Source organism: Tenacibaculum piscium (assembly GCF_021390755.1).
In the GTDB taxonomy this organism is placed as follows: domain Bacteria; phylum Bacteroidota; class Bacteroidia; order Flavobacteriales; family Flavobacteriaceae; genus Polaribacter; species Polaribacter piscius.
This window is the reverse complement of sequence record NZ_JAJGWR010000004.1, coordinates 208981-233466: the sequence shown is the minus strand read 5'-3', so window position 1 is coordinate 233466 and position 24486 is coordinate 208981. Positions and strand designations below refer to the sequence as shown.

At 31.9% G+C, this 24486-nt stretch carries 23 protein-coding genes; 12 read left to right on the top strand and 11 right to left on the bottom strand.

The genetic code is table 11. The features are described 5' to 3' along the window. Window positions 1–159: 159 nt before the first annotated feature. Both feoB and L0U72_RS08900 read right to left on the bottom strand, forming a co-directional pair. On the bottom strand, window positions 160–2274 hold the full coding sequence (gene feoB, locus L0U72_RS08905; RefSeq protein ID WP_233898924.1) for a ferrous iron transport protein B: 2115 nt from the start codon (window positions 2272–2274) through the stop codon (window positions 160–162). 23 nt (window positions 2275–2297) lie between these two features. After that, complete coding sequence (locus L0U72_RS08900) at window positions 2298–2522, bottom strand: FeoA family protein (protein ID WP_101918472.1); 225 nt, start codon at window positions 2520–2522, stop codon at window positions 2298–2300. 137 nt (window positions 2523–2659) lie between these two features. Here L0U72_RS08900 and L0U72_RS08895 point away from each other — a divergent pair, with 137 nt between their 5' ends. From L0U72_RS08895 to L0U72_RS08885, 3 genes are all read left to right on the top strand, one after another. Further along, on the top strand, window positions 2660–3808 hold the full coding sequence (locus tag L0U72_RS08895; RefSeq protein ID WP_233898923.1) for a DNA polymerase III subunit: 1149 nt from the start codon (window positions 2660–2662) through the stop codon (window positions 3806–3808). Between the two features lie 77 nt (window positions 3809–3885). Further along, window positions 3886–5298 (top strand): sensor histidine kinase, encoded by a 1413-nt coding sequence (locus L0U72_RS08890; protein WP_101918474.1) that lies wholly within the window; start codon window positions 3886–3888, stop codon window positions 5296–5298. 22 nt (window positions 5299–5320) lie between these two features. After that, window positions 5321–6103 (top strand): enoyl-CoA hydratase/isomerase family protein, encoded by a 783-nt coding sequence (locus L0U72_RS08885; protein WP_101918475.1) that lies wholly within the window; start codon window positions 5321–5323, stop codon window positions 6101–6103. A gap of 74 nt (window positions 6104–6177) precedes the next feature. Here L0U72_RS08885 and L0U72_RS08880 read toward each other — a convergent pair whose 3' ends face one another. Then, complete coding sequence (locus L0U72_RS08880) at window positions 6178–6843, bottom strand: HD domain-containing protein (protein WP_233898922.1); 666 nt, start codon at window positions 6841–6843, stop codon at window positions 6178–6180. 99 nt (window positions 6844–6942) lie between these two features. Then, the gene (locus L0U72_RS08875) at window positions 6943–7932 is read right to left on the bottom strand and encodes an aspartate-semialdehyde dehydrogenase (RefSeq protein ID WP_233898921.1); all 990 of its coding nucleotides are present in this window, start codon (window positions 7930–7932) and stop codon (window positions 6943–6945) included. A 252-nt stretch (window positions 7933–8184) separates the two neighbouring features. Between L0U72_RS08875 and trhO the strand changes: the two genes are divergently transcribed. The 3 genes from trhO to L0U72_RS08860 are packed head-to-tail and all read left to right on the top strand — an operon-like array spanning window position 8185 to window position 10726. Continuing rightward, window positions 8185–9216 (top strand): oxygen-dependent tRNA uridine(34) hydroxylase TrhO, encoded by a 1032-nt coding sequence (gene trhO, locus L0U72_RS08870; RefSeq protein WP_233897573.1) that lies wholly within the window; start codon window positions 8185–8187, stop codon window positions 9214–9216. Continuing rightward, window positions 9216–10463, top strand: coding sequence for a peptidase U32 family protein (locus L0U72_RS08865; RefSeq protein ID WP_233898920.1), 1248 nt, complete (start codon window positions 9216–9218; stop codon window positions 10461–10463). Before trhO ends, L0U72_RS08865 begins: the two co-directional genes overlap by 1 nt. 32 nt (window positions 10464–10495) lie before the next feature. Next, complete coding sequence (locus L0U72_RS08860; RefSeq protein ID WP_101918480.1) at window positions 10496–10726, top strand: ferredoxin; 231 nt, start codon at window positions 10496–10498, stop codon at window positions 10724–10726. A gap of 84 nt (window positions 10727–10810) precedes the next feature. Here L0U72_RS08860 and rpmA read toward each other — a convergent pair whose 3' ends face one another. Together rpmA and rplU are read right to left on the bottom strand one after the other, a co-directional pair. Further along, complete coding sequence (rpmA, locus tag L0U72_RS08855) at window positions 10811–11071, bottom strand: 50S ribosomal protein L27 (protein WP_101918481.1); 261 nt, start codon at window positions 11069–11071, stop codon at window positions 10811–10813. Between the two features lie 36 nt (window positions 11072–11107). Next, the gene (gene rplU / locus L0U72_RS08850; RefSeq protein WP_101918482.1) at window positions 11108–11734 is read right to left on the bottom strand and encodes a 50S ribosomal protein L21; all 627 of its coding nucleotides are present in this window, start codon (window positions 11732–11734) and stop codon (window positions 11108–11110) included. Window positions 11735–11973: 239 nt separating this feature from the next. Between rplU and L0U72_RS08845 the strand changes: the two genes are divergently transcribed. The 4 genes from L0U72_RS08845 (at window position 11974) to L0U72_RS08830 (ending at window position 16538) form a co-directional block, all read left to right on the top strand. After that, window positions 11974–13287, top strand: a complete 1314-nt coding sequence (locus L0U72_RS08845; protein ID WP_233898919.1) for a M16 family metallopeptidase — start codon at window positions 11974–11976, stop codon at window positions 13285–13287. A 24-nt stretch (window positions 13288–13311) separates the two neighbouring features. Beyond that, window positions 13312–14775 carry a M16 family metallopeptidase gene (locus L0U72_RS08840; protein WP_233898918.1) on the top strand — a complete coding sequence of 488 codons (1464 nt, stop codon included), beginning with the start codon at window positions 13312–13314 and terminating at the stop codon, window positions 14773–14775. 69 nt (window positions 14776–14844) lie between these two features. After that, window positions 14845–15417 carry a cation transporter gene (locus tag L0U72_RS08835; protein ID WP_233898917.1) on the top strand — a complete coding sequence of 191 codons (573 nt, stop codon included), beginning with the start codon at window positions 14845–14847 and terminating at the stop codon, window positions 15415–15417. Window positions 15418–15512: 95 nt separating this feature from the next. Continuing rightward, window positions 15513–16538, top strand: a complete 1026-nt coding sequence (locus L0U72_RS08830; protein ID WP_233897578.1) for a COX15/CtaA family protein — start codon at window positions 15513–15515, stop codon at window positions 16536–16538. Window positions 16539–16544: 6 nt separating this feature from the next. On the opposite strand, the gene gldD is transcribed toward L0U72_RS08830, so the two are convergent. Genes gldD through mutY form a run of 4 tightly spaced genes read right to left on the bottom strand, consistent with a single transcriptional unit; the run spans window position 16545 to window position 19940 of the window. After that, entirely contained in the window at window positions 16545–17123 is a 579-nt protein-coding gene (gene gldD / locus L0U72_RS08825; RefSeq protein WP_101918487.1) for a gliding motility lipoprotein GldD, read from the bottom strand. Continuing rightward, complete coding sequence (gene gldE / locus L0U72_RS08820; RefSeq protein ID WP_193699921.1) at window positions 17116–18417, bottom strand: gliding motility-associated protein GldE; 1302 nt, start codon at window positions 18415–18417, stop codon at window positions 17116–17118. Before gldE ends, gldD begins: the two co-directional genes overlap by 8 nt. 19 nt (window positions 18418–18436) lie before the next feature. After that, window positions 18437–18826: a single-stranded DNA-binding protein gene (locus L0U72_RS08815; RefSeq protein WP_193699922.1), complete on the bottom strand. Its 390-nt coding sequence runs from the start codon at window positions 18824–18826 to the stop codon at window positions 18437–18439. Between the two features lie 43 nt (window positions 18827–18869). Further along, window positions 18870–19940: an A/G-specific adenine glycosylase gene (mutY, locus tag L0U72_RS08810; RefSeq protein WP_233898916.1), complete on the bottom strand. Its 1071-nt coding sequence runs from the start codon at window positions 19938–19940 to the stop codon at window positions 18870–18872. A gap of 133 nt (window positions 19941–20073) precedes the next feature. Here mutY and L0U72_RS08805 point away from each other — a divergent pair, with 133 nt between their 5' ends. Both L0U72_RS08805 and L0U72_RS08800 read left to right on the top strand, forming a co-directional pair. Continuing rightward, on the top strand, window positions 20074–20364 hold the full coding sequence (locus tag L0U72_RS08805) for an HU family DNA-binding protein (RefSeq protein ID WP_233883169.1): 291 nt from the start codon (window positions 20074–20076) through the stop codon (window positions 20362–20364). 325 nt (window positions 20365–20689) lie between these two features. Next, on the top strand, window positions 20690–22225 hold the full coding sequence (locus tag L0U72_RS08800; RefSeq protein WP_233898915.1) for an Rne/Rng family ribonuclease: 1536 nt from the start codon (window positions 20690–20692) through the stop codon (window positions 22223–22225). Window positions 22226–22286: 61 nt separating this feature from the next. Here L0U72_RS08800 and L0U72_RS08795 read toward each other — a convergent pair whose 3' ends face one another. Beyond that, window positions 22287–24473 (bottom strand): patatin-like phospholipase family protein, encoded by a 2187-nt coding sequence (locus tag L0U72_RS08795; RefSeq protein ID WP_233898914.1) that lies wholly within the window; start codon window positions 24471–24473, stop codon window positions 22287–22289. Window positions 24474–24486 lie beyond the last annotated feature (13 nt).

Sequence of the window (24486 nt, the reverse complement as noted above, 5' to 3'; positions counted from 1 at the left end):
TACAGTTTATTTTTTATTAGGAACACCCGCAATTTGTATTGCAATTATTTTTTTGATATTTTTTTTGATGATTTTTATTTTTCATCTTTTTGATAAAAAATTTATTCAGTAAAAAAAGCACTGCTAAAACTAGGGTTATATAGGTTAAAATTTCTTGCATTAACGTAATAGTTGATAGGCTACAAAAGCCGATAAATATGCCAAAGTTCCCATTCCGATAAGCTGTAACATTGGCCATTTCCAGCTTTTCGTTTCTCTTTTAACGATTGCGAGCGTTCCCATACATTGCATTGCGAAGGCATAAAATAGCAATAAAGAGATTCCCGTGGCAAAATTGAAGCGTTTTTCACCTGTTTCATGATTTATTTCAGAAGCCATTTTTTGTTTGATCGTCGAAATATTATCATCATTATTCTCGACACTATAAATGGTTGCCAATGTTCCGATAAACACTTCTCGCGCGGCAAAAGAAGCGATTAATCCGATCCCTATTTTCCAATCATATCCTAAAGGTTTTACCATTGGTTCGATTGCTTTTCCTGCCATTCCGATATAGGATTTCTCCAGTTTTACAGAGGCGATTTTTTGTGATAATTCGGTTTTTGATAATTGCTGATTTGCACTATTTTCTGTAACATTTTTTTCAGCATTTTTAAAGTCCGAAGCACCATTGGAAGCCAAAAACCATAATATAATTGAAATGGCGACTATTATTTTTCCTGCTCCGAATACAAAAGCTTTTATTTTTTCTAGCACATCAAAAAACACATTTTTTATCGATGGAAATTTATAATTAGGCATTTCTATGACAAATAATGCCGTATTTTTTATATCTAATGTTTTATGTAAAATATACGCTCCAAGAATTGCCGAACCAAAACCAAGTGCATATAACCCTAATAATGTCAAGCCTTGTAGGCTTAAAAAGCCAAATAATTTGGTGTCAGGAATTATCAAAGCGATTAAAATAGCATACACAGGCAAACGTGCCGAACAAGTGGTAAATGGCGTAACTAAAATCGTAATTAAACGCTCTTTCCAACTGGTAATGGTTCGGGTTGCCATAATTGCAGGAATCGCACAAGCTGTTCCCGATAGCAACGGAATTACACTTTTACCGCTCATTCCAAAACGACGCATAATTTTATCCATCAGAAAAACAACCCGACTCATATAGCCTGATTCTTCCAAAATAGCGATGAATAAAAATAAAATAGCTATTTGTGGAATAAAAATAAGTACTCCACCAACCGCAGGAATAATTCCATCAGTAAGCAAATCGGTGAACATTCCTGAAGGTAAATTAGCTTTGATAAAAGCAGTTATATCGGCAAATAAACCATCAATAAAATCCATCGGAGCCGATGCCCAATCAAAAACCGATTGAAAAATCAACAGTAATAATCCGAAGAAAATAAAATAACCCAGTATTTTATGTGTGAAAATGGTATCTAATTTTGAACGAATATCCGTTGCTTTTGAAATATCAACTTGATAGGTTTTTTGTAAAATAGCATTGATTTTCTGATACCGATAAATCGTTTCTTTATGTTGATATTTTTTCTGCTTAGAAATATCGTGCCGACACGATTCTAAAGCTTTTTGTTCGGTGGATGAAAGTAATGAACTATACTGTTTTGTAAGCATCATCCATACTTCATAAGGTAAAAAATTAGGGATTTTAAAAGCCAATTCATCAAAATAATTCGCATCAATTTTGGTAGAAATTTCTTTGAAATTTGAATAAATTTCTAAACTTTTATAGTTTTCAATAACGGCTTTTAAATCAGAAATTCCTTGATTTTTTCTAGCAGATATTAACACAATTTTCGTGTGTAATTCTTTTTCTAAGGTTTCAATATCGATAGAAATTCCTTTTTTTTGCATTTGATCTGCCATATTTAAGGCTAAAATCATCGGAATTTCTAAATCTTGAATTTGAGAGAAAAGCAATAAATTTCGCTTTAAATTCTCGATATCAGCAACGACAACAAGTACATCTGGTTTTTCACTTTTTTCAGAAGTTAGCAAGCTTTTTAGCACAATACTTTCATCCATCGAGGTTGGATTAATACTGTATGTTCCTGGTAAATCGGTAATAATTGCCGAACTTTTTTCAGATAATTTACAAATTCCTGCTTTTTTATCAACCGTAACTCCTGCGTAATTTCCTACTTTTTGATGCAATCCAGTTAATTGATTGAATAAAGACGTTTTTCCCGTATTTGGGTTTCCTATTAACGCTACTTTTATGCGCTGATTATACTTATTCATTCGTTTATCGTTTAATAAAATAACTATATTTTGGTAATTACAATTTGACGTGCCAACTCTTTTCGAATCGCTAAATGGCTTCCGTTTACACAAATATATATCGGGTCTTTTAAAGGAGCTATTTGTAATAATTCGACTTCTGTTCCTGGCAAACAGCCCATTTCTAATAATTTTAAAGGGATAGTATCTAACGATTCTTCGGATATAATTCCTCGCTCTCCGATTTGTAAAGTGGCTATTGAATTCAAAATAAAACGTATAATATTGACTCACAAAGATACTAAAATAGAACCATTCTAAACAGTAAATCAATAATAACCTGTTGTTTCTTTTTATTGATTGTTCTGTCTATTGTGCTATCTATTTGAAATCCTATCTTTGTTGTATGACTTTCGATCAAATTATAGGACAAGCACATATCAAAAAACATTTACAACAATCGGTAGTAAACCATCGAATTCCGCACGCCCAACTTTTTGTAGGCAAAGAAGGTTCGGGAACATTGCCTATGGCGATTGCCTATGCACAATATTTATTGTGTTATTCGGCTACGAATCAAGATTCTTGTAATTTAAAATGCAACAAATTACAACATCCCGATTTACATTTTGCCTTTCCTGTAACCACCAATGATTCCGTTAAAAAACATCCTGTTAGTAATTTATTTTTAGCCGATTGGCGAACTTTTATCGAAAAACAACCGTACGGAAGTCTTTTTAATTGGTTACAACAAATTGGTGTAGAAAATAAACAAGGACAAATCGGCGTTGATGAAGCGGTAGATATTGTTAAAAAACTAAATTTAAAAGCATACGAAGGTGGTTTTAAAGTGATGATTATTTGGATGGCGGAAAAAATGAATATCGCAGCGTCCAATAAATTATTAAAGTTGCTAGAAGAACCACCTGAAAAAACTGTTTTTTTGCTGATATCGGAAGATGAAGAACAACTTTTAAAAACGATAACTTCTCGTTGTCAGGCGTTAAATTTCCCTTCTTTAAGTGAAACAGATATCGCCAATACTTTGGTTAAAAATCATCAAGTTTTAGAGAATAAAGCCATTCAAATAGCCCATCAATCGGAAGGAAATTACAACAAAGCGGTACATCTTTTAAATAATAATGCCAATGATGTGATTTTTGAAAAATGGTTTATCATTTGGATTCGAGCCGCTTTTAAAGCAAAAGGAAATGCCGCTGTAATTCAAGATTTAATCGATTGGTCGGAAACGATTGCAAAATCAGGAAGAGAAACTCAAAAACAGTTTTTACAATATTGCCTACAATTTTTCAGACAAGCATTATTACTGAATTATGGAGCAACTGATTTAGTTTTTTTAGAAACAAAAACAGCGAATTTTAAACTCGAAAAATTTGCACCTTTTGTACATAGTGCTAATATTCTAAGCATTGAAAAAGAACTCAATGACGCCCAATATCACATAGAAAGAAATGGAAATGCTAAAATTATTTTGCTAGATGTATCCATTAAATTAACCCGACTTTTACACACTAAAGAAGAAAAAATAATCTAAAAAATAATTAAATAAAAAAAACATATAAATTGCTAAATATCAACAACACATCTTTACGAATTAGAATATTTCTATCAATGATATTATTGGTATTGTTAGCCTCTGTTTTAATTGTTACGGTAACCATAATTCAATATGAAGAACAAACGCTACATTATAATATTCAGCGATTTAACCGAAAAGAAAATGCCACAAAACACGATATCGAAATTGAATTAAAACGCAAAACAACCTATCCGATTACCACCGATAATTTGGCGAAAATATTTCAAGATCGAATTTATGATATTGCCTATGTTCATAAACTTACCGTGTCGATGTACGACATGAATGGACAACTTTTAAAATCGTCTATTCCGTATAATTTTGACAAAAAAAAAGGCACTAATTTAACCAATTCAATTCTGGGAGAACTTGCTAATAATTCGAATCATAGAATTTTAAAAAGCAGTAACGATAACGGAATTACCTATCAATCTTCATACGCCTATATTAATGATGCTCGTTTTAAACGAATCGGTATTTTAGAGCTTCAAATAGCACAGGATAATGAAGCTCAAAAACAAGAGTTACGAGAATTTATATCACGTTTATTGCTCGTTTATTTACTGATGTTTATTATTGCGATTGCCTTGGCATATTTTTTATCGAGTTACATCACCCGCTCTATTCAAACAATTTCTGAAAAAATTAAAGAAACTCGTTTACATAAGCAAAATGAAAAAATCACGTTATATGCGGCAAGTTCAGAGATAAATTCATTGGTAGAATCTTACAATAATATGATTGATCAATTGGAGGAAAGCGCTGTAAAACTTGCCCGAAGCGAACGAGAACAAGCATGGCGAGAAATGGCAAAACAGGTGGCACATGAAATCAAAAATCCGTTAACGCCAATGCGTTTATCGGTACAAAGTTTTGAAAGAAGGTTTAATCCTGATGATCCAAAAATCAAAGAAAAACTAGCCGAATATAGTGAAACTCTTATTCAGCAAATTGACGTAATGAGTACTATTGCTTCTGCCTTTTCAGATTTTGCAAAAATGCCCACACAACGTCGTGAAAAACTCGATGTTGTCGATGTTGTAAAACATTCTTTAGATATTTTTACGGAAGATTATATTCATTTTATCCCAAAAGAATCGGAATTATTTGCCTATTTAGACAAAACGCAATTGATTCGAGTTTTAACAAATTTAGTTAAAAATGCAACACAAGCAATCGATGAAAAAGAGCCAAATCCAAGAATTGAAGTAATCGTTATTTCTGATGGAAATAATGTAAAAATTACGGTTTCTGATAATGGAAAAGGAATAGCACAAGAAAATAAAGAGTTCATTTTTGAACCAAAATTCACGACCAAAACAAGTGGTATGGGCTTAGGTTTAGGAATGATAAAAAATATAATTGAAGCCTATGATGGTACGATTCACTTTAGTTCAACAGAAGGAATTGGAACTATTTTCACGGTAATTTTACCTAAAACTTAACCAAATAAATTTAATGAATTTCATGAATTTCGAAAACATTTTAGTAGCAAGCACCAACGGATTAGCAACAATTATTATTAATCGTCCTCAAAAATTAAATGCCTTAAATAGGCGTACTATTCATGAATTAAGTACCGCTTTTGAAAGTTTAGAAGATGATACGACTATCAACGTAATTTTAATTACAGGAAGTGGTGAAAAAGCCTTTGTCGCTGGTGCAGATATTTCAGAATTTGCCAATTTTAATGGTCAAGAAGCAGAAGAACTGGCAAGACTAGGACAAGAATCATTATTTAATCGTATTGAAAATTTAAGCACACCTGTAATTGCTTTAATAAACGGTTTTGCCTTAGGTGGCGGATTAGAATTGGCAATGGCGTGTCATTTTAGAATTGCTTCAGATACCGCAAAAATGGGCTTACCAGAAGTTTCTTTAGGTGTAATTCCGGGTTATGGCGGTACACAACGTTTACCACAATTAGTCGGAAAGGGCAAAGCTATGGAATTAATTATGACTGCAAATATGATTTCTGCCGAAGAAGCAAAACAATGGGGCTTGGTAAATTATGTAGTTTCTTCGGATGAATTAATGCCTTTAGCAGAGAAATTAGCAAGTAAAATAATGCGTAATTCATCGGTAGCAATTAGTGCTGCAATTAGAGCTGTTAACGATAATTTTAAAGATGGAGTTGATGGGTTTAAAACCGAAATTCATGAATTTGGAAACTGTTTTGAATCTGATGATTTTAAAGAAGGAACAACGGCTTTTTTAGAGAAAAGAAAACCTAATTTCCCTGGAAAATAGTACCTATTTATTTTTTAAGAAGCAGCTAGTTTTCTAGCTGCTTCTTTATATTTTTATAATTTGAAAAAATTAAATTATAACACACCTTTAATTTCAGCATCAAACTGAGTTAAAAAACCAAGCATATATTCATGCCGAGCAAGGGCAATTTTCGTACCTGTTTTAGTATTCATGCTATCTTTTAAAAGCAATAATTTTTCATAAAAATGATTAATTGTTGGGGCGGTTGAATTTTTATATTCAGCTTTTGTCATCTTTAAATTTGGTGGTATTTCAGGATCATATAAACCTCTATTTTTAAAACCTCCGTAATTAAAAGAACGCGCAATTCCAATAGCGCCAATAGCGTCTAATCTATCAGCATCTTGAATTACCGCCAATTCTGGAGAGCTAAATTGTTCACCTACCGATAACTTATCTAAACCACTTTTAAAAGAAATATGTTTAATAATATTTTCTATATGAAGAATTATCGAATCATTTACCTGCTGATTTTCTAAAAATTTTCGTGCCATTTTAGGAGCAATTGTTTCATCGCCATTATAAAATTTAGCATCGGCAATATCGTGTAATAAAGCACCTAACGATACTATAAAAATATCCACCTTTTCATCCTTAGCAATTAACAACGCATTTTTATAAACACGTTCTATATGAAACCAATCATGCCCGGCTTCTGCTCCTTGTAAAGTTTTTTTTACAAAGACAATCGTATTTTCTAATATCTGATTTTCATTCATTTTTCAAAAATAAAAAAATCCTGTGCTACAAACACAGGATTTTAGCTCTATATAAAACAGGCTATAAAATTAAGCAACCTATTAAATTATCTCTTAAAATTAAAGCAACTTATTCGCCACTAAATATTCGGCAATTTGAATGGTATTTGTTGCGGCTCCTTTTCGTAAATTATCAGCAACAATCCACATATTTAAGGTGTTTTCTTGCGATTCATCTCTTCGGATTCGTCCCACAAAAACCTCATCTTTATTATGTGCCAAAATTGGCATCGGATATACATTATTTTGTACATCATCTTGTACAATTATACCATCGGTTTTACTTAGAATTTCACGTACGGTTGCTAAGTCAAAATCATTTTCAAACTGCACATTTACAGCTTCTGAATGTCCGCCTGCCGTAGGAATTCGAACTGCGGTTGCTGTTACTGAAAAAGAATCATCACCTAAAATTTTCTTAGGTTCTTTTACCAATTTCATTTCTTCTTTGGTATAACCGTTTTCTAAAAACACATCGCAATGTGGCAACGCATTTCTTCCTATTGGATGCGGATACACCATTTCGCCTTCAATTCCTGCCTCTTCATTATCTAATTGCTGAACCGCTTTTACACCCGTTCCTGAAACAGATTGATAGGTAGAAATTACCACACGTTTCATCTTATATTTTTTATGCAAAGGACCTAACGCCATCACTAATTGAATGGTTGAACAGTTAGGGTTTGCAATAATTTTATCTTCGCTCGTTAAAACATCTCCATTAATTTCAGGAACGACTAATTTCTTAGTGTCATCCATTCTCCATGCCGATGAATTATCAATAACGGTCGTTCCTGCTTCGGCAAATTTAGGCGCCCAAATTAAAGAGGTTTCTCCTCCTGCTGAAAATAAAGCAACATCAGGTTTCATATCCACGGCGGTTTGCAAACCAACAATCGCATATTTTTTTCCTTTAAATTCAATTTGATTTCCTACAGAACGCTCCGATGCAACAGGAATTAATTCTGTTACAGGAAAATTACGTTCTGCTAATATTTGTAACATAACATTACCGACCATTCCTGTGGCTCCTACAACTGCTACTTTCATTTTTTTATATTATAATAAGTTACTATTTCTATACAAAGATTTAAAAAAAATAAATCACTTTTGATGCTTTACTGTGATATTTTCAAAAAAATCTTAAAAAATATCAAATTACTTCAAAAAGTGTATTTTCAAACAGTAAAGTACAAAAAAACAGTACATTTGTATTGATTATTTTAAATAAATCATCACTTTTATTAAAAGTGAATAGCATCATAAATAGAAAAATAAATCAACCTTAAAAACAAGTATAGCATGCAACTGTACAATAAATTAAGCGCCAATGAGCGTGCCGCTTTAATAGACGAAGCAGGAAAAGACCGTATTACTATTTCATTCTATCAATATTATAAGATAGAAAACCCTCAACTTTTTAGAGATAAATTATTCTTAGAATGGAACGAATTAGACGTTTTAGGAAGAACCTACGTTTCTTACGAAGGTATTAATGCTCAAATGTCTGTTTCTTCAGAAAATTTTTTAGCCTTAAAAGAGCAACTAGATTCCATTTCATTTTTAAAAGATATTCGATTAAACGTAGCTGTTGAACACGATAATAAATCATTTTTAAAATTAAAAGTAAAGGTTCGTAACAAAATTGTTGCCGATGGTTTAAATGATGAAACTTTTGATGTAACCAATAAAGGTGTCCATTTAAATGCCAAAGAATTTAATGAAATGCTAGCAAATCCAAACACCGTTTGTGTTGATATGCGAAATCATTACGAAAGTGAAATTGGTCACTTTGATGGTGCAATTACACCCGATGTTGATACTTTTAGAGATTCTTTAGATATTATTGAACAAGATTTAAAAGACAATAAAGACGATAAAAACCTATTAATGTATTGTACTGGCGGAATCCGTTGTGAAAAAGCATCGGCATATTACAAACACAAAGGTTTTAAAAATGTTTTTCAACTTGAAGGCGGAATTATTGAATATACCCGTCAGGTAAAATCAGAAAATATTGAAAATAAATTTATCGGTAAAAATTTCGTTTTTGACCACAGAAGAGCCGAACGAATTACTGATGATGTGATATCTAACTGTCATCAATGTGGAAAAGCTTGTGATGAACACACAAACTGCGCCAATGAAGGCTGTCATTTATTGTTTATTCAATGTGATGAATGTGCTGAAAAAATGGAAAATACCTGTTCAACCGATTGTCAGGAAATTATTCAATTATCTTGGGAAGAACAAAAAGCATTGCGAAAAGGTACACATGCTAGTAATAAAATCTTCAAAAAAGGACGCTCTGAAGTTCTAAAATTTAAGAAATAATGCAAAAAATAGAATTAATGGCACCCGCTGGTAACTTTGAATCGTTACAAGCCGCCTTAGACAATGGTTGTGATTCTATCTATTTTGGGGTAGAACAATTGAATATGCGCGCTAGAGCCACCGTGAATTTTACACTGGATGATTTAGACGAAATTTCAAAACGTTGTTCAGAAAAAGGAGTTAGAACTTACTTAACCTTAAATACCATTGTGTACGATCATGATTTATCCGTGGTTAAAAATTTAATAAAAAAAGCGAAACAAGCAAATATTACAGCCGTAATTGCCATGGATCAAGCCGTTATTTCAATGGCGAGAGCACAAGAAATGGAAGTTCATATTTCTACTCAAATCAATATCACCAACATTGAAACAGTGAAGTTTTATGCAATGTTTGCTGATACCGTCGTATTGAGTAGAGAATTAAGCTTACGTCAGGTAAAAAAAATTACAGAAGAAATTAAAAATGAAAGTATTAAAGGACCTGCAGGACGTTTACTCGAAGTTGAAATATTCGGACACGGTGCTTTATGTATGGCGGTTTCTGGTAAATGCTACATGAGTTTACATTCGCATAATTCATCAGCAAATAGAGGCGCCTGCAAACAAAATTGTCGTAAAAAATATACCGTAATTGACCAAGAATCTGGTTTTGAAATGGAATTAGACAATGAGTACATTATGTCGCCTAAAGATTTATGTACCATTGATTTTCTTGACCAAATTGCCGATGCAGGAATTAAAGTCCTAAAAATTGAAGGAAGAGGAAGAGCACCTGAATATGTAGCCAAAGTAATTAAGTGTTATCGTGATGCAATTGATAGCTTAAACAACAATACGTACGATAAAGAAAAAGTTATTTCATGGATGCAAGAACTCGAAAAAGTATATAATCGTGGGTTTTGGAATGGCTATTATTTAGGGCAAAAATTAGGAGAATGGAGTAAAGAACCTGGTTCACATGCTACTCAGAAAAAAGTATATCTTGGTAAAGGAATGCACTATTTCTCTAAAGCTGAAATTGGACAATTTAAAATTGAAGCCTACGACCTAACAATTGGCGATACCATTTTAATTACAGGACCAACAACAGGCGCTCAAGAAATGGAATTAAAAAGTATGTTTGTAAACGATAAAGAAGCACAAACAGCCACTAAAGGAAGCGAAGTTACCATGAAATTAGATTTTAAAATTCGTCCTTCGGATAAATTATATAAAGTTGTAAAAACTGAATTTTCTAAAAATTAAAATTATTTTTAGAATTAAAAAAATAACAATAAATGGTTATAATTACATTGCAAAGAAATAAGTGTATTGGTTGTAACTATTGTGTAGAAGTTGCACCTGCACAATTTCAGATGTCTAAAAAAGATGGAAAATCAGTATTGTTATATGCTACCGAAAAAAAAGGTTTTTTCACCCTAAAGACACCCGATGATACTATTTTTGAAGCATCACTAGAAGCTAAAAAAGCCTGTCCTGTTAAAATTATAGAAGTAAAACAACGTTAATTAATTATACATCAGAATTTAAAACATAAAAAAGCTCAAACAATATCTTGTTTGAGCTTTTTTTTTTGAATAGTCAAAAATTTCTTAGGCCTCGAAAGGAACTATAGAAACATATGATCTATCATTTCTTTTCTTTCTGAAAGTAACAACACCATCAACTTTAGCATGTAAAGTATGATCTTTCCCCATGTAAACATTATTACCTGGATTGTGAGTTGTACCTCTTTGACGAACAATAATATTACCTGCAATTGCAGCTTGTCCTCCAAAAATCTTTACTCCTAATCGTTTCGATTCTGATTCTCTACCATTCTTCGAACTACCGACACCTTTTTTATGAGCCATCTTATTTTGATTTTTTTAGATTAAACTTGTACGGGATTATTTTTCAATTCCTCCGTCTAACTTGTCTTGTAACACTTTTAATACGTCCCATTCACCATCAGCAGCTAATTGTGCTTGCTTTGGCCAAGTAGTAGTAACTAAGTGTGATAAACGAGAACTAGCTTCTACTAAAATTTTACTTAATGTAGCTGGGTCTTGTTTTGCAACTTTCGCAAAAGTATCGATTCCTGCATTTACTAAAGCTTCAGCAGCTTTAGGTCCAGCACCTTCAATCTTTGTTAAGTCATCAGCTTTAGTACTTTTCTTCGCAGCTTTCTTTGGTGCAGCTTTCGCAGCAGCCTTAGAAGTACCCGAAGCAACGATAGATTCAATTTGAATCTCCGTTAAATACTGTCTGTGTCCGTTTTTCTTTTTGTAACCTTTTCTTCTTTTCTTCTTGAAAACGATTACTTTATCACCTTTTAAGTGACGTAATACCTTTGCAGTTACTCCTGCACCTGTTATAGCTGGGGCGCCAATAGTTACGTTCCCTTTGTCTGCAATTAGCATAACGTTCTCAAATGTTACATTTGATCCCTCTGCGTCTTGTAAACGGTGTACGAATACTTTTTGGTCTTGTGCTACTTTAAATTGCTGCCCTGCTATCTCTACGATTGCGTACATACTTTTTGTTTTGCGTTATACTTAAATTTCACATTTTCTTAGTGAAAATGAGGATGCAAATATACACCCTTTAAAAATAAGAAACAATCTATCAATCAGAAAATTACTACTTTTTTATCTCCCTAAAAAAACACCCTATTTTTTAGTAACAAATAGCGTAACTTCACGTCAAATATCTTTAAATCAATTAAAAAAACGTTTAAATAGTTTCAATATAACCCAAAAAAATATCAAAATAAATGAAAAAAATACGAATAACTCTTGCTTTAACATTCTTAATTACAACCTACGCAAAGGCACAAAAAGTAAGCTTTGAAGAGTATGATTTAAACAACGGAATGCACGTAATTTTACATCAAGATACCTCAGCTCCCGTAGTAACTACTGCTGTAATGTATCATGTTGGCGCAAAAGATGAACAACCGAACAGAACAGGAATGGCACATTTTTTTGAACACTTATTGTTCGAAGGAACTAAAAACATCAAAAAAGGAGATTGGTTTAAAATAGTAGCCGCTAACGGTGGAAAAAATAACGCAAATACCACCGATGACAGAACCTATTATTATGAAATATTTCCATCAAATAATCTAGCCTTAGGTTTATGGATGGAATCAGAAAGATTACTGCATCCTGTAATTAATCAAAGTGGTGTAGATACTCAAAATGAAGTCGTTAAAGAAGAAAAAAGATTGCGTGTCGATAATCAATCCTATGGAAAATTTTTGGAAAATGTAAAAAAACATATCTTCAAAAAACATCCCTACAAAGGAACAACTATCGGAAAAATGGAACACTTAGACAACGCAACTTTAGAAGAATTTTTAGCATTCAATAAAAAATTCTATGTTCCAAATAATGCCACTTTAGTAGTTGCTGGTGATATTGATATCAAAAATACCAAAAAATTAATCCAAGATTATTTTGCAACAATTCCTAGAGGTGCCGAAATAATAAGAAATTTTAGCAAAGAAACGCCTATCACACAGCAAATAAACGCCAAAGCGTATGATGCCAATATTCAAATTCCTGCCATTGTAAACGCTTACAGAACTCCCGCTATGAAAACCAGAGATGCCCGAGTTTTAGACATGATTTCAACCTATCTAAGCGACGGAAAAAGCTCCGTTTTATATAAAAAATTAGTCGACACCAAAAAAATGGCACTTCAAGTTGGCGCTTTTAGCTTTAGTCAAGAAGATTACGGAACTTATATCGTGTATGGTCTTCCTTTAGGAAAAACCTCCCTGACTGATATAACCAAAGAAATTGATGAAGAAATTGTGAAAATTCAAACCAATTTAATATCCGAAAAAGCCTACCAGAAATTACAAAACAAATTTGAAAATAACTTCGTAAATGCCAATGCAAGCGTCGAGGGAATCGCTAATTCTTTAGCAAGATACCACGTTTTATATGGCGATACCAATTTAATTAATACCGAAATCGATATTTATAGAAGCATCACTCGTAAAGAAATTAAAGAAGTAGCAAAGAAATATTTAAACCCAAATCAACGGTTGGTTTTAGAATATTTACCAACAAAAAAATAAATCAAAAGACATTAATATTTTATTATGAAAACAAAAATAATAACACTTATCACAATTTTAGCAATGTCTTTTGTTAGTACTGCACAAATTGATAGAAGCATACAACCAACGCCAACATCAGCACCAAAAGTCAAATTAGGAAAAGTTGAAAAATTTACCCTACCCAACGGATTACAAGTAATTATGGTCGAAAATCATAAATTACCAAGAGCATCCGCTAGTTTAACCATTGATAACAAACCCGTTTTTGAAGCCAACAAAGCAGGCGTTGCGAGTATGATGGGAAGCCTATTAGGACGTGGAACACCAAGTATTTCTAAAGACGATTTTAACGAAAAAGTAGATTACTTAGGAGCGTATGTTAATTTTTATAGTTCAGGCGCATCAGCAAGTTCTTTAAAAAAATACTTTCCTGAAATAATAGCTTTAATGGCGGACGGAATTAAAAATTCAACATTCACACAAGAAGAATTTAACAAAGAAGTAAAAGTAACTTTAGATGGTTTAAAATCCGAAGAAAAAAGTGTAACCGCCATCGCTAGAAGAGTCGAAAATGCGTTGATATACGGAAAAAAGCATCCTTATGGAGAATTTATCAGCAAAGAAACTATTAAAAATATTTCACTTGCCGATGTACAAAAAAATTTCAATACGTATTACAAACCAAACAACGCATATCTAGTGATTGTTGGTGATATTAATCCATCAAAAACAAAGAAAATGGTTACCAAATTATTTGGCGACTGGAAAAAAGGAACTATTCCTGATAATTCTTTTGAGAAACCAAAAAATGTAAAAAATACCCAAATCAATTTTATTGATATGCCAAACGCTGTACAATCTGAAATTGTGGTGGCAAATAATATCAATTTAAAATTAGGCGATAAAGATTATTACGCAGCAATATTAGCAAACACCATTCTTGGTGGTGGCGGAACAGCTCGTTTATTCTTGAATCTACGAGAAGATAAAGGCTATACTTATGGTTCATATTCGAGCGTTAGACAAAGTCGTATTGCCGCCACATTTAGAGCAACCGCAAGTGTTCGAAATATAGTTACCGATAGTTCTGTGGTAGAAATCATGAAAGAAATTCATGAAATTCGAACTCAAAAAGTAAGCCCAGAAGAACTCAAAAATGCCAAAGCAAAATATGTCGGAGATTTTGTGATGGAAGTTCAAAAACCAGTAACAGCAGCAAGGTATGCCCTGAATATCGCCTTATATAATTTGCCAGAAATTTTTTACGAAAACTATTTGAAAAATATCAATGCCGTAACTTTAGAAGATGTTCAAAATGCCGCTATCAACTATTTTAAAGCCGATAAAGCTAGAATTATTATCACAGGAAAAGCAACCGATGTCCTGGAAAATTTAACGAAAAATAACACCTATCCTATTCAATATTTCGATACTCAAGCGAACAAAACCTCTAAACCAACAATGAAACCTGTAGAGAAATCAGCAGTGAAATCAAGAATAAAATAAAACCAAGAATAAATAATATTTAATACTCAAAGAATAATAACTTTGCAAATAATCCATAAAATTAATATGATGAAAATAATCAAAATAGTATTCGTACTTGCCTTTGTTAGTTTTTTAACAATCAGCTGTAAAAATGACACCAAAAAAACTGAAACAACTCAAGAACAAAGTATTAAAACAGCTCCTAGCGATGTAAAAGAACTTTCTTTAAACATCTCTGGAATGACCTGCGAAATAGGTTGTGCTAAAAAAATAGCCTCAGATTTATCTAAAAAAGAAGGCGTTTTAGAAGCAAATGTTGTTTTTAAAGATAGCGTTGCCAACATCAAATACAATGAAAAAACGACTAATAAAGCCGATTTAATTGCGTTTGTAGAAGCTATTGGAAACGGAAAATTATACAAAGCATCAGAAACAAGTAAAAAAACGTGCAAAACTGGCGATAAAAAAGCATGTGCATCAAAATGTAAAAAAGAATGCGAAATGGCTTGTTGTGACAAAAATGGCACAGCTAAAAAAGAATGTACATCAAAATGTAAAGAAGAGTGCAAAAAAGAATGCAGTGCTAAAACAGGTGAAGCCAAAAAAGAATGTGCTGCTGCTTGTGAAAAAAATGTTGTACCAAAACAACAAATGAAATAAAAGCATAATTTTTATTAAAAATTAGATCGTAAGCTCCTCAAATGAGGAGCTTTTTTTGTGCGTTTGTAGTATCTTTGTAAAAAAAATTTCTTCTGATGAAAAAACATTTTCCTCTCATCGTAAAAATAGCATTAGTATCAGTATATATTATCTTTTTAGCAGGTTCAATAGTCCGAATGACAGGCGCAGGAATGGGATGTCCCGATTGGCCTAAATGTTTTGGATATTATATCCCGCCAACATCCGAAGCACAAATTACTTGGCAACCCAATACCGAATATCAAAAAGGAATGATTATTATCAAAAATGAAACCCTTTTTGTTGCCGAAAATCATTTAAAAACAAGCACTGATTTTAATCTTGATAATTGGGAAAAATATACCAAACACGAATACGCAAAATTTAATAAATTACACACCTGGACAGAATATATCAATCGCTTATCTTCTGCCCTAGCGGGAATTCCATTCTTATTTCTAATTGTAATTTCGCTTTCTTTTTGGAAAGAAAATAAAAAAATCACGCTCTTATCTTTCGGAGCTTTCTTTTTGATGCTTTTTGAAGCTTGGCTTGGTAAAACAGTTGTAGATACCAATTTAAAACCAGCCATTATTACCATTCACATGATTGGAGGATTGGTTATTATCGGCTTGTTATTATGGTTATTATTCATCGTTTCTACGCATAAAAAAACAACGTATAAATACAATTCATTATTTAATAAATTGCTGATTTTTTCAGTAATATTTTCTTTAATTCAAATTGCCTTAGGAACGCAAGTTCGTCAGTTTATTGATGAACAAGTAAAACTATTTGGTTTTGAAAACAAACAGTATAGTTTATTAAATCCGAATCTTAAATTTTACATACATCGCTCCTTTACCATCGCCATTGTGTTGGTAAATTTAGGATTGTTTTATTTAAATCAACTTAAAAATTTAGGCTATAAACTTATCAATTGGATTGTTTTTTTACTATTTCTAGAAACAATTACAGGAATTTTAATGTACTATGCCGAATTTCCATTAGGAACACAAGCGATACATTTGCTTTCTGGAGCGGTTTTATTTGGGTTGCAATTCTATTTATTATTACAGAGTAGAAAAAATACACATCTATAAAGCGTATTATTTTTCCCATTTTAACGTTTCTAACAGATGAATCATATCTTTTTTGATGTATGCAACGGCTGGTAAAATAGAATCGTAATTGGGTTTGGTATAGAAAAATAACGACCCTTTTAAAAAATGATGCGTACTATCGGTTACATGAAATTGAATTTGAGAAGCGGCATTTCCTGAAATTTCGCACATTTTACCATATACTTTTTTATCGGTATGTGCATAATCTCTCCATGAAATATGATCGGCTTTTACAGTGTGTTCTAATACCAATTTTTCGGCTTCCATTAATAATTCTCGTAAATTATTCGTTATAGGACGATACGTAATATCAATGGAAGCCTTTAATGTTGGATACTCAATTTTCAACCAATTTTTGGGCATTTTTTTGATGCGTGCATTCTTTGATACCTCAAAATTATAGGGCATATTTTTATTTAATTCATTCGATTGATTCGATTGATTTAATGCACGATATCCTAATTCGGGATATTCTAAACGCAAATACGCCTTGGGTTTAGGCAACGATTCTTCGCCACAGCTGCTACATATTAATAAAAATAAGAATCCTAAAAATTTAAACATTTCGAGTTGTTTTTATTTGTTTAATACGTTTTTGATCTGATGACTCAATCGTAAAAGTATACGTACTAAAATTTATTTTTTCATCTTTTTTAGGAACACGCCCAAAAACTTCTAATAGAAATCCTGCTAAGGTTTCACTTTCTCCTTTTAAGACTTCAAATTTTTCTTGGTCATCATCCTCTAAAACACGACAAAAATCCTTAATGGTTATTTTGCCTTCAAAAATATAATTATTTTCATCAAGTTTTGAATATCTTAAATCATCATCATCAAATTCATCATTAATATCGCCTACAATTTCCTCGATAACATCTTCTAAAGTAACAATTCCACTAGTACCTCCGTACTCATCAACCACAATTGCCAAGTGCATTTTTAAGGCTTTAAACTCATTTAATAAGTCATCTAGTTTTTTATTTTCAGGAACGAAAAATGGTGCTCTAATTAATTTTTGCCAATTCAGTGTTTTTTTATTCAGATGTGCCAATAAATCTTTGGCATATAAAACACCGATAATCGTATCTATATTTTCATGATACACAGGATTTCGTGAATATCCATGCTTTAAAATCATCTTTAAAACCTCTTCATAAGAAGTATCATCAGCAATCGCACAGACATCGGTTCTTGGCTTCATTATTTGCACGGTTTCGGTATTTCCAAAATTTACGATGCCTTCTAAAATTTTCTGTTCTTCTTTGGTCGTTGCTCCACTTGAGGTCAATTCTAAGGCTTCCGATAAACGTTCTACCGAAAAATTACTGTTTTTATTTCCTAATTTGTTTTCGACAATGCTCGTTAATTTGATTAGCGGAGTGCTAAAAGGCGTTAAAAGGACATTTAAAAACTGAATTGGTTTTGCCATAAAGTTGGCAAATTGTAATGATTTTCTGGTTGCGTATACTTTTGGTAATACTTCGCCAAATAGCAAAATTAAGAAGGTTACAAAAACGACTTCTAGTAAAAATTTTACGCCCTCTGAGAGTCCGCTAAAAAATACTTCACCAAGAGTTGCGAATAATAATACGATAAGAATATTGATAAAATTATTAGTTATTAAAATGGTTCCTAATAATTTCTTCGGATTATCTAGCAGTTTTACAACGGTATTTTTCTCTTTTGATGCAGTTCTTAATTCGTCTATTTCTGTTGGTGAAATAGAGAAAAAAGCAACTTCAGTTCCTGAAACTAATGCGGAACCTATCAATAATAAAAGTAATAATAAACAGTGTAGCGTCGTTAATACATCGGTATTTAATAACACTAAAAACAAGGAGCTGGGTTCTGTATCCAATTTTTAAGATTTAAGTAAACTAGAAGGGTCGATTATCATCTTTTTGCGTTGTAATTGCTGGTTTTGCAAGGTCTTTTTGGGTTGATAAAAAGGTCATTTCTTGTACCTGAATTTCGGTAACGTATCGTTTTTGTCCATCGGCTTCATATTGACGTGTTTTAATACGTCCTTCACAGTATATTTTATCGCCTTTGGTTAAATATTTTTCACAGATTTCCGCCAATTTATTACGCACCACAAGATTGTGCCACTCAACATTGGTTATTTTTTCACCTGTTTGACGATTTGTATATCGGTCACTGGTCGCCAATGAAAAACGCCCTACGGCTTTTCCTGCTTCAAAATAATGCATTTTTACTTCCGTTCCTAAGCGTCCTACTAAAATAACTTTATTTACTGTTCCTGACATAAATTATGAAATATGAATCGGTATAAAATCAAATATACAAAATTTACGGAGCCTTATTAAAAAAATCATTTAAAAAGTTGGCTATCAAAACAGGTACGGCAAACTCATTTATCGCCTTCCATGAAGTTATTTCGAAATCGTTTTTATTGATTTGATTCATTTCATTGATTTGGTTCATTTTTACAATCCAAAATTTTGTGTATAAATGCTGATGCGATAATTTATGTACAATATCCTTTTGATTATATAATGATACAGAGGTTTGCTTTGTAAAAAGTGTTTCAACTATTTGATGCTCGATCAATGGAACTTCAGTAATAGGTTCGGAAGTTTCAATAAGCGGAAATTGATATAATCCTTGCCAAATTCCTTTATCGACTCTTTGTTGAATAAGTGTTTTATTAGCATCAGTAACGACTACCAGATAATTAAAATAACGTTTTTTTACTTTAATTTTCTTCTCTTTTACAGGAAGTTCTTTTATAAGTTTTTTTTCTAAAGCGATACAACTTGCTGATAAAGGACAAGAATCGCACAACGGATTTTGAGGTTTACATTGCATCGCTCCGAAATCCATAATTGCCTGATTATAGGTTCCAGGTTGTGAGGTATCCAATAATGTTTGTGCCAATTCTTTAAATTCCTTTATTCCTTTGGAGGAATTAATCGGCGTTTTGATGCCAAAATAACGTGCTAATACTCGATATACATTTCCATCAACAACCGCCACAGGTTCCTCAAAACAAATCGAAGCAATCGCCGATGCCGTATAATCACCAACGCCTTTTAAGGTTAATAACTCTTTATAGGTCGTTGGAAAAACTCCCTGAAGTTCATCAGCAATATATTTTGCCGTAAAATGTAAATTCCTCGCACGAGAATAATATCCTAAACCTTGCCATAATTTAAGCACCACATCTTGCTCGGCTTTTGCCAAATCAAACACGGTTTTAAAGTTGGTTGTAAAACGTAGAAAATAAGGCAAACCTTGAGCAACACGCGTTTGTTGTAACATAATTTCACTCAGCCAAACCAAGTATGGATCTTTGGTTTTTCGCCAAGGTAAATCTCTTTTATTTTTTAAATACCAATAAATAAGTTGGTTAGCAAGCATTGTTTATGTAAATTGAGCCCGTAAAATTACTGTTTTTTATTTAGATATTTTTATTCTTATTATTTTCCGAATAGATTAATTATCATATATTTGCACCCTCTATTTCAAAAAATAAATTCAAAATATATATAGAATGACAAAAGCAGATATCGTATCTAAAATTTCAGACAAGAGTGGAATTGAAAAAGCGGATGTATTAGCAACTGTGGAAGCGTTTATGAACGAGGTAAAGGATGCATTAGAGAGCGGAGATAATGTATATTTAAGAGGTTTTGGAAGTTTCATTATCAAAACTAGAGCAGAAAAAACAGGTAGAAATATTTCTAAAAATACGACCATCAAAATTCCTGCACACAACATACCTGCTTTTAAACCATCAAAAGTGTTTACAGAAGGGGTAAAAACAAAAGTATCTGTAAAGTAATAATATTATTAACCAAAAATCTTTATTTTAATAAGGTTTTATAACACATTTTAATTATGCCAAGCGGTAAGAAAAGAAAGAGAGCAAAGATCTCGACACACAAAAGAAAGAAAAGAGCAAGAGCAAATCGCCATAAGAAAAAGTAAGCTAACGCTTACTTTTTCATTGCTTTTAAAAGTAATTGAAAAAAAAATCAGTTCATTGACATTAAGGTTTAAACACCTTAAAACGGTATAAAAATTATACCTGTTTACAAATTTTAATCCGTCTTCGTAAATTTATGTGATTTTTTACATAATTGCGTTGGCACAAAACTATATTCAGAATGAAAACAGAATTAATAATTCGCTCAAATTCTTCTGATATTGATTTCGCCTTACTAAGAGATGGTAGATTAATTGAACTAAACAAAGAAACAAGCGATAATAAATTTGCTGTTGGTGACATTTTCCTTGCTAAAATAGGAAAAGTTTTAACAGGATTAAACGCCGCTTTTGTAAATGTTGGATATCCTAAAGATGGTTTTTTACACTATCATGACCTAGGACCTCAAGTACAATCTTTAAATAGTTTTATTAAAAAGGTAAGCATCGGTAATTATAAAGATTTCACTTTAAAAAACTTTCGCGCTGAAAAAGATATCAATAAAGACGGAAGTATTCATGATGTACTAAAATCAGGTCAAAATTTATTAGTACAAATTGTAAAAGAACCAATTTCTACCAAAGGACCGCGCATTAGCTCGGAACTATCAATAGCTGGTAGGTATTTAGTTTTAGTTCCTTTTTCTAACAGAGTATCTGTATCGCAAAAAATAGCAGACCCAAAAGAAAAAGAACGTTTAAAAAAATTAGCAAAAAGTATCAAACCCAAAGGATTTGGACTTATTTTACGTACTGTTGCCCAACATAAAAAGGTAGCAGAACTAGATAAAGATTTACAAAATTCACTTGAACGTTGGGAAAAAATGTGTAACAGCATTGCCAATCAAAATACCCCAACAAAAATTTTAAGTGAGTTAAACAGAGCATCCTCTATCTTAAGAGATGTAATGAACGATTCTTTTACAAGTATTGTAACAAATGATGAAACACTAATGGTGGAAATTAAAGAATATTTACAAGAAATTTATCCTGAAAAGGAAAATATTGTAAAACTTCACCAAAATGACATGCCCATTTTTGAAAAATATGGTATCGAACGTCAGATAAAAACATCATTTGGAAAAACAGTTTCTATGAGCAAAGGTGCGTATTTAGTTATTGAACACACCGAAGCATTACATGTTATTGATGTAAATAGTGGTAACCGCTCCAATAAAGCATTAAACCAAGAAGAAACTGCCTTAGAAGTTAACTTAATTTCTGCCACCGAAGTTGCACGTCAATTGCAATTACGCGATATGGGAGGAATTATTGTCGTTGACTTTATTGATATGAAAAGCACTGAAAATAGGCAAAAATTATATCAACACTTAAAAGATGCGATGTCTTTAGACCGTACGAAACATAAAATTTTACCTCCGAGTAAATTTGGTTTAATACAAATTACAAGACAACGTGTACGACCTGAATTAGCAATAAAAACACGTGAACCAAATCCTAATAAAAACGCAGAAGTTGAGGCTCCTATTGTTTTAATAGATAAAATAGCCGTTGAATTAGAACGCTTGATTAATAGCGATAAAAATTATAAAAATATTACATTAAATGTACATCCTTTTATAGCCGCTTATTTAACAAAAGGTCCTATTTCTATTCGTTTAAAATGGTTTTTAGAACACAAAAAGTGGATTAAAATATTACCAAGAGATGCATACCAATACTTACAATATAAATTCTTTTTTAAAAAGAACGCGTAAGTAAGGCAATCTTATTATGAAATTAAAAACCCGTTTCTAAAGAAACGGGTTTTTTTATGGCTTAAAACCAAAATCCTAAATTGAATAACCAATGTCTTTGTTTATGGTCTGGAGACCAAGTGTACTTTAATTCAATAGGTCCTAAGAACGTTTCGACACTATATCCCAAAGCATAGCCTGATTTAGTATTGTCAAAAAAATAGCCTCCCGAAAGAATATCCTCTTCTACCCGCGCATAATTAGCGATAAAACTTACATAATGCTTGTTTAAAATTTCATATCGAACATTAAATTCCGACTTTAAAAAAGATTGATTACTTAAAGCTCCCGAAGCATATCCGTATAAAGGCGTAAAATTATTAATGAAATTCTGATTATATCCTCCCAAACGGTAATCAAACATTTCTGAGTTTTTTTTACCCAAAGTATAGCCTATATCAGAAGTATATTGAACAGTCATTTTATCTAAAAAAGTAGTCGCAAAACCGATAGTCGCATTTGCTTGTGAAAATTGATGAAATGGATTACTATTCGCCTCCAACCTATTTAACCTATTATTTCTATCAGACCAAGTAAACCATTTAAAGCCAAAATCAGCATAAAAACCTTCGGTGGGAAACATCACTTTATTGTAGGTATCTAATTTTAAAAAAGCATATAAATTTACATAGTTACTTTTATCAAAAAAAGATTGCTTTCCATTGGTTAAAATATTTTCTGAGGATGCTTGTAACCATTTATGTTCAATTCCTGTTCCGAACGCGAATTTTTTATCAATTGTTGTTTTTAAATACAAGGCATTTGTAAAATCATTATATTTTATATTGATTAAACTATTATCAAATAAAAATTCACTTTTAAAAGAATTATGACTCGATGAAAAACCATAACTTGGTGTTATTCCGTTATCAATAAAATATTCAAAATTATAACGAACTCGATCACCAATAGCGATATCTAGTGATAATTCATCATTTTGTTTTAGAAATTTTTTATGATTATAATTTAACAATACTGCTGATTTATATAAAACATCATAATGTAATCCAAATCGTAAATACGACTGAATAGGTTCTTCTTTAACGGTTATCATCAATTTTTTACCTGAAAATGATTTTGTTAAATGATAATCTATTCTTCTAAAATTATTCGTTGCTGTTAGGGTGTTTATTTTTCTAGAAATTCCTTGATACGAAACACTATCACCTTTTTCTAGCTGAAGTTTTCCTAGAATATAATCATTGGTATAGTTTTTATTTCCTTTGATAATAATTCTATCGACTAAAAACTTTCTTTTTTTTAAGTTTCTGACAAGTGCTTTTCTTTTAATAACTTGAAACTTTGCAATGCTATCAAAAACAGCTTTAAAAGGTTTAACAGTTTTAGTTCCTTCTTTTAAGATTTCAGCTGTTTTATCAAAAGAGATGACATTATATTCAAGTAAACTAGGTTGTAAATAGACGTCTAATAAGGCTACTTGTTCATCTGATTTTTTATACATCTGAAAGTTAATAATTTGCATTAATAGCGAGGCTGCGGATGCTAATTCTTGTTTTTCCAATAATTTACCTTGCACGCTAACGCCAATAACAAAATCAACTTTTTCTTTCATAATATCGACAGGAAAATTATTGACTACGCCTCCATCAATGAGTAGTTTTCCATCAATTTCCACAGGATTTAACAAAGAAGGAAACGCACCACTCGCTCTTAACGCTAAGGGTAACGAACCACTTTCGAGCACTTCTTGTGCGCCTGTTTCAATATTTGTGGCGATACAAAAAAAAGGAATTGGCAGGTTTGAAAAGCTTTTAATATCATCGACAGGCGCTAATAATTCTGTTAAAAAATTTAAAACATTTTGTCCTTTTGACACGCCTAAAGGAAGTCCTATTTTTTTATTTTTGATCGGTAAACTAATGGCATATTTTTCATCATGTTCTTTATTAAAAAAGGGCATTTCTCGTCTAGGGATTTTATCTACGACCATTTGCATAAAATCAGTAGTTAGCACAATTTCTTTGATTTGGTCAGCGGTATATCCTGAGGCATATAAGCCACCAACAATAGCACCCATGCTAGTTCCTCCGATATAATCTAATTGAACACCTGATTTTTCTAATTCTTTTAAAACGGCAATATGAGCAAGTCCTTTAGCGCCTCCACCACTTAAAACAAGTCCAACTTTAGGTTGTTTTTGTGCAAAAATTACTACTGGAATCAACAAGAATAGTAACAGCTTTTTCATTTTTATTGTGTTA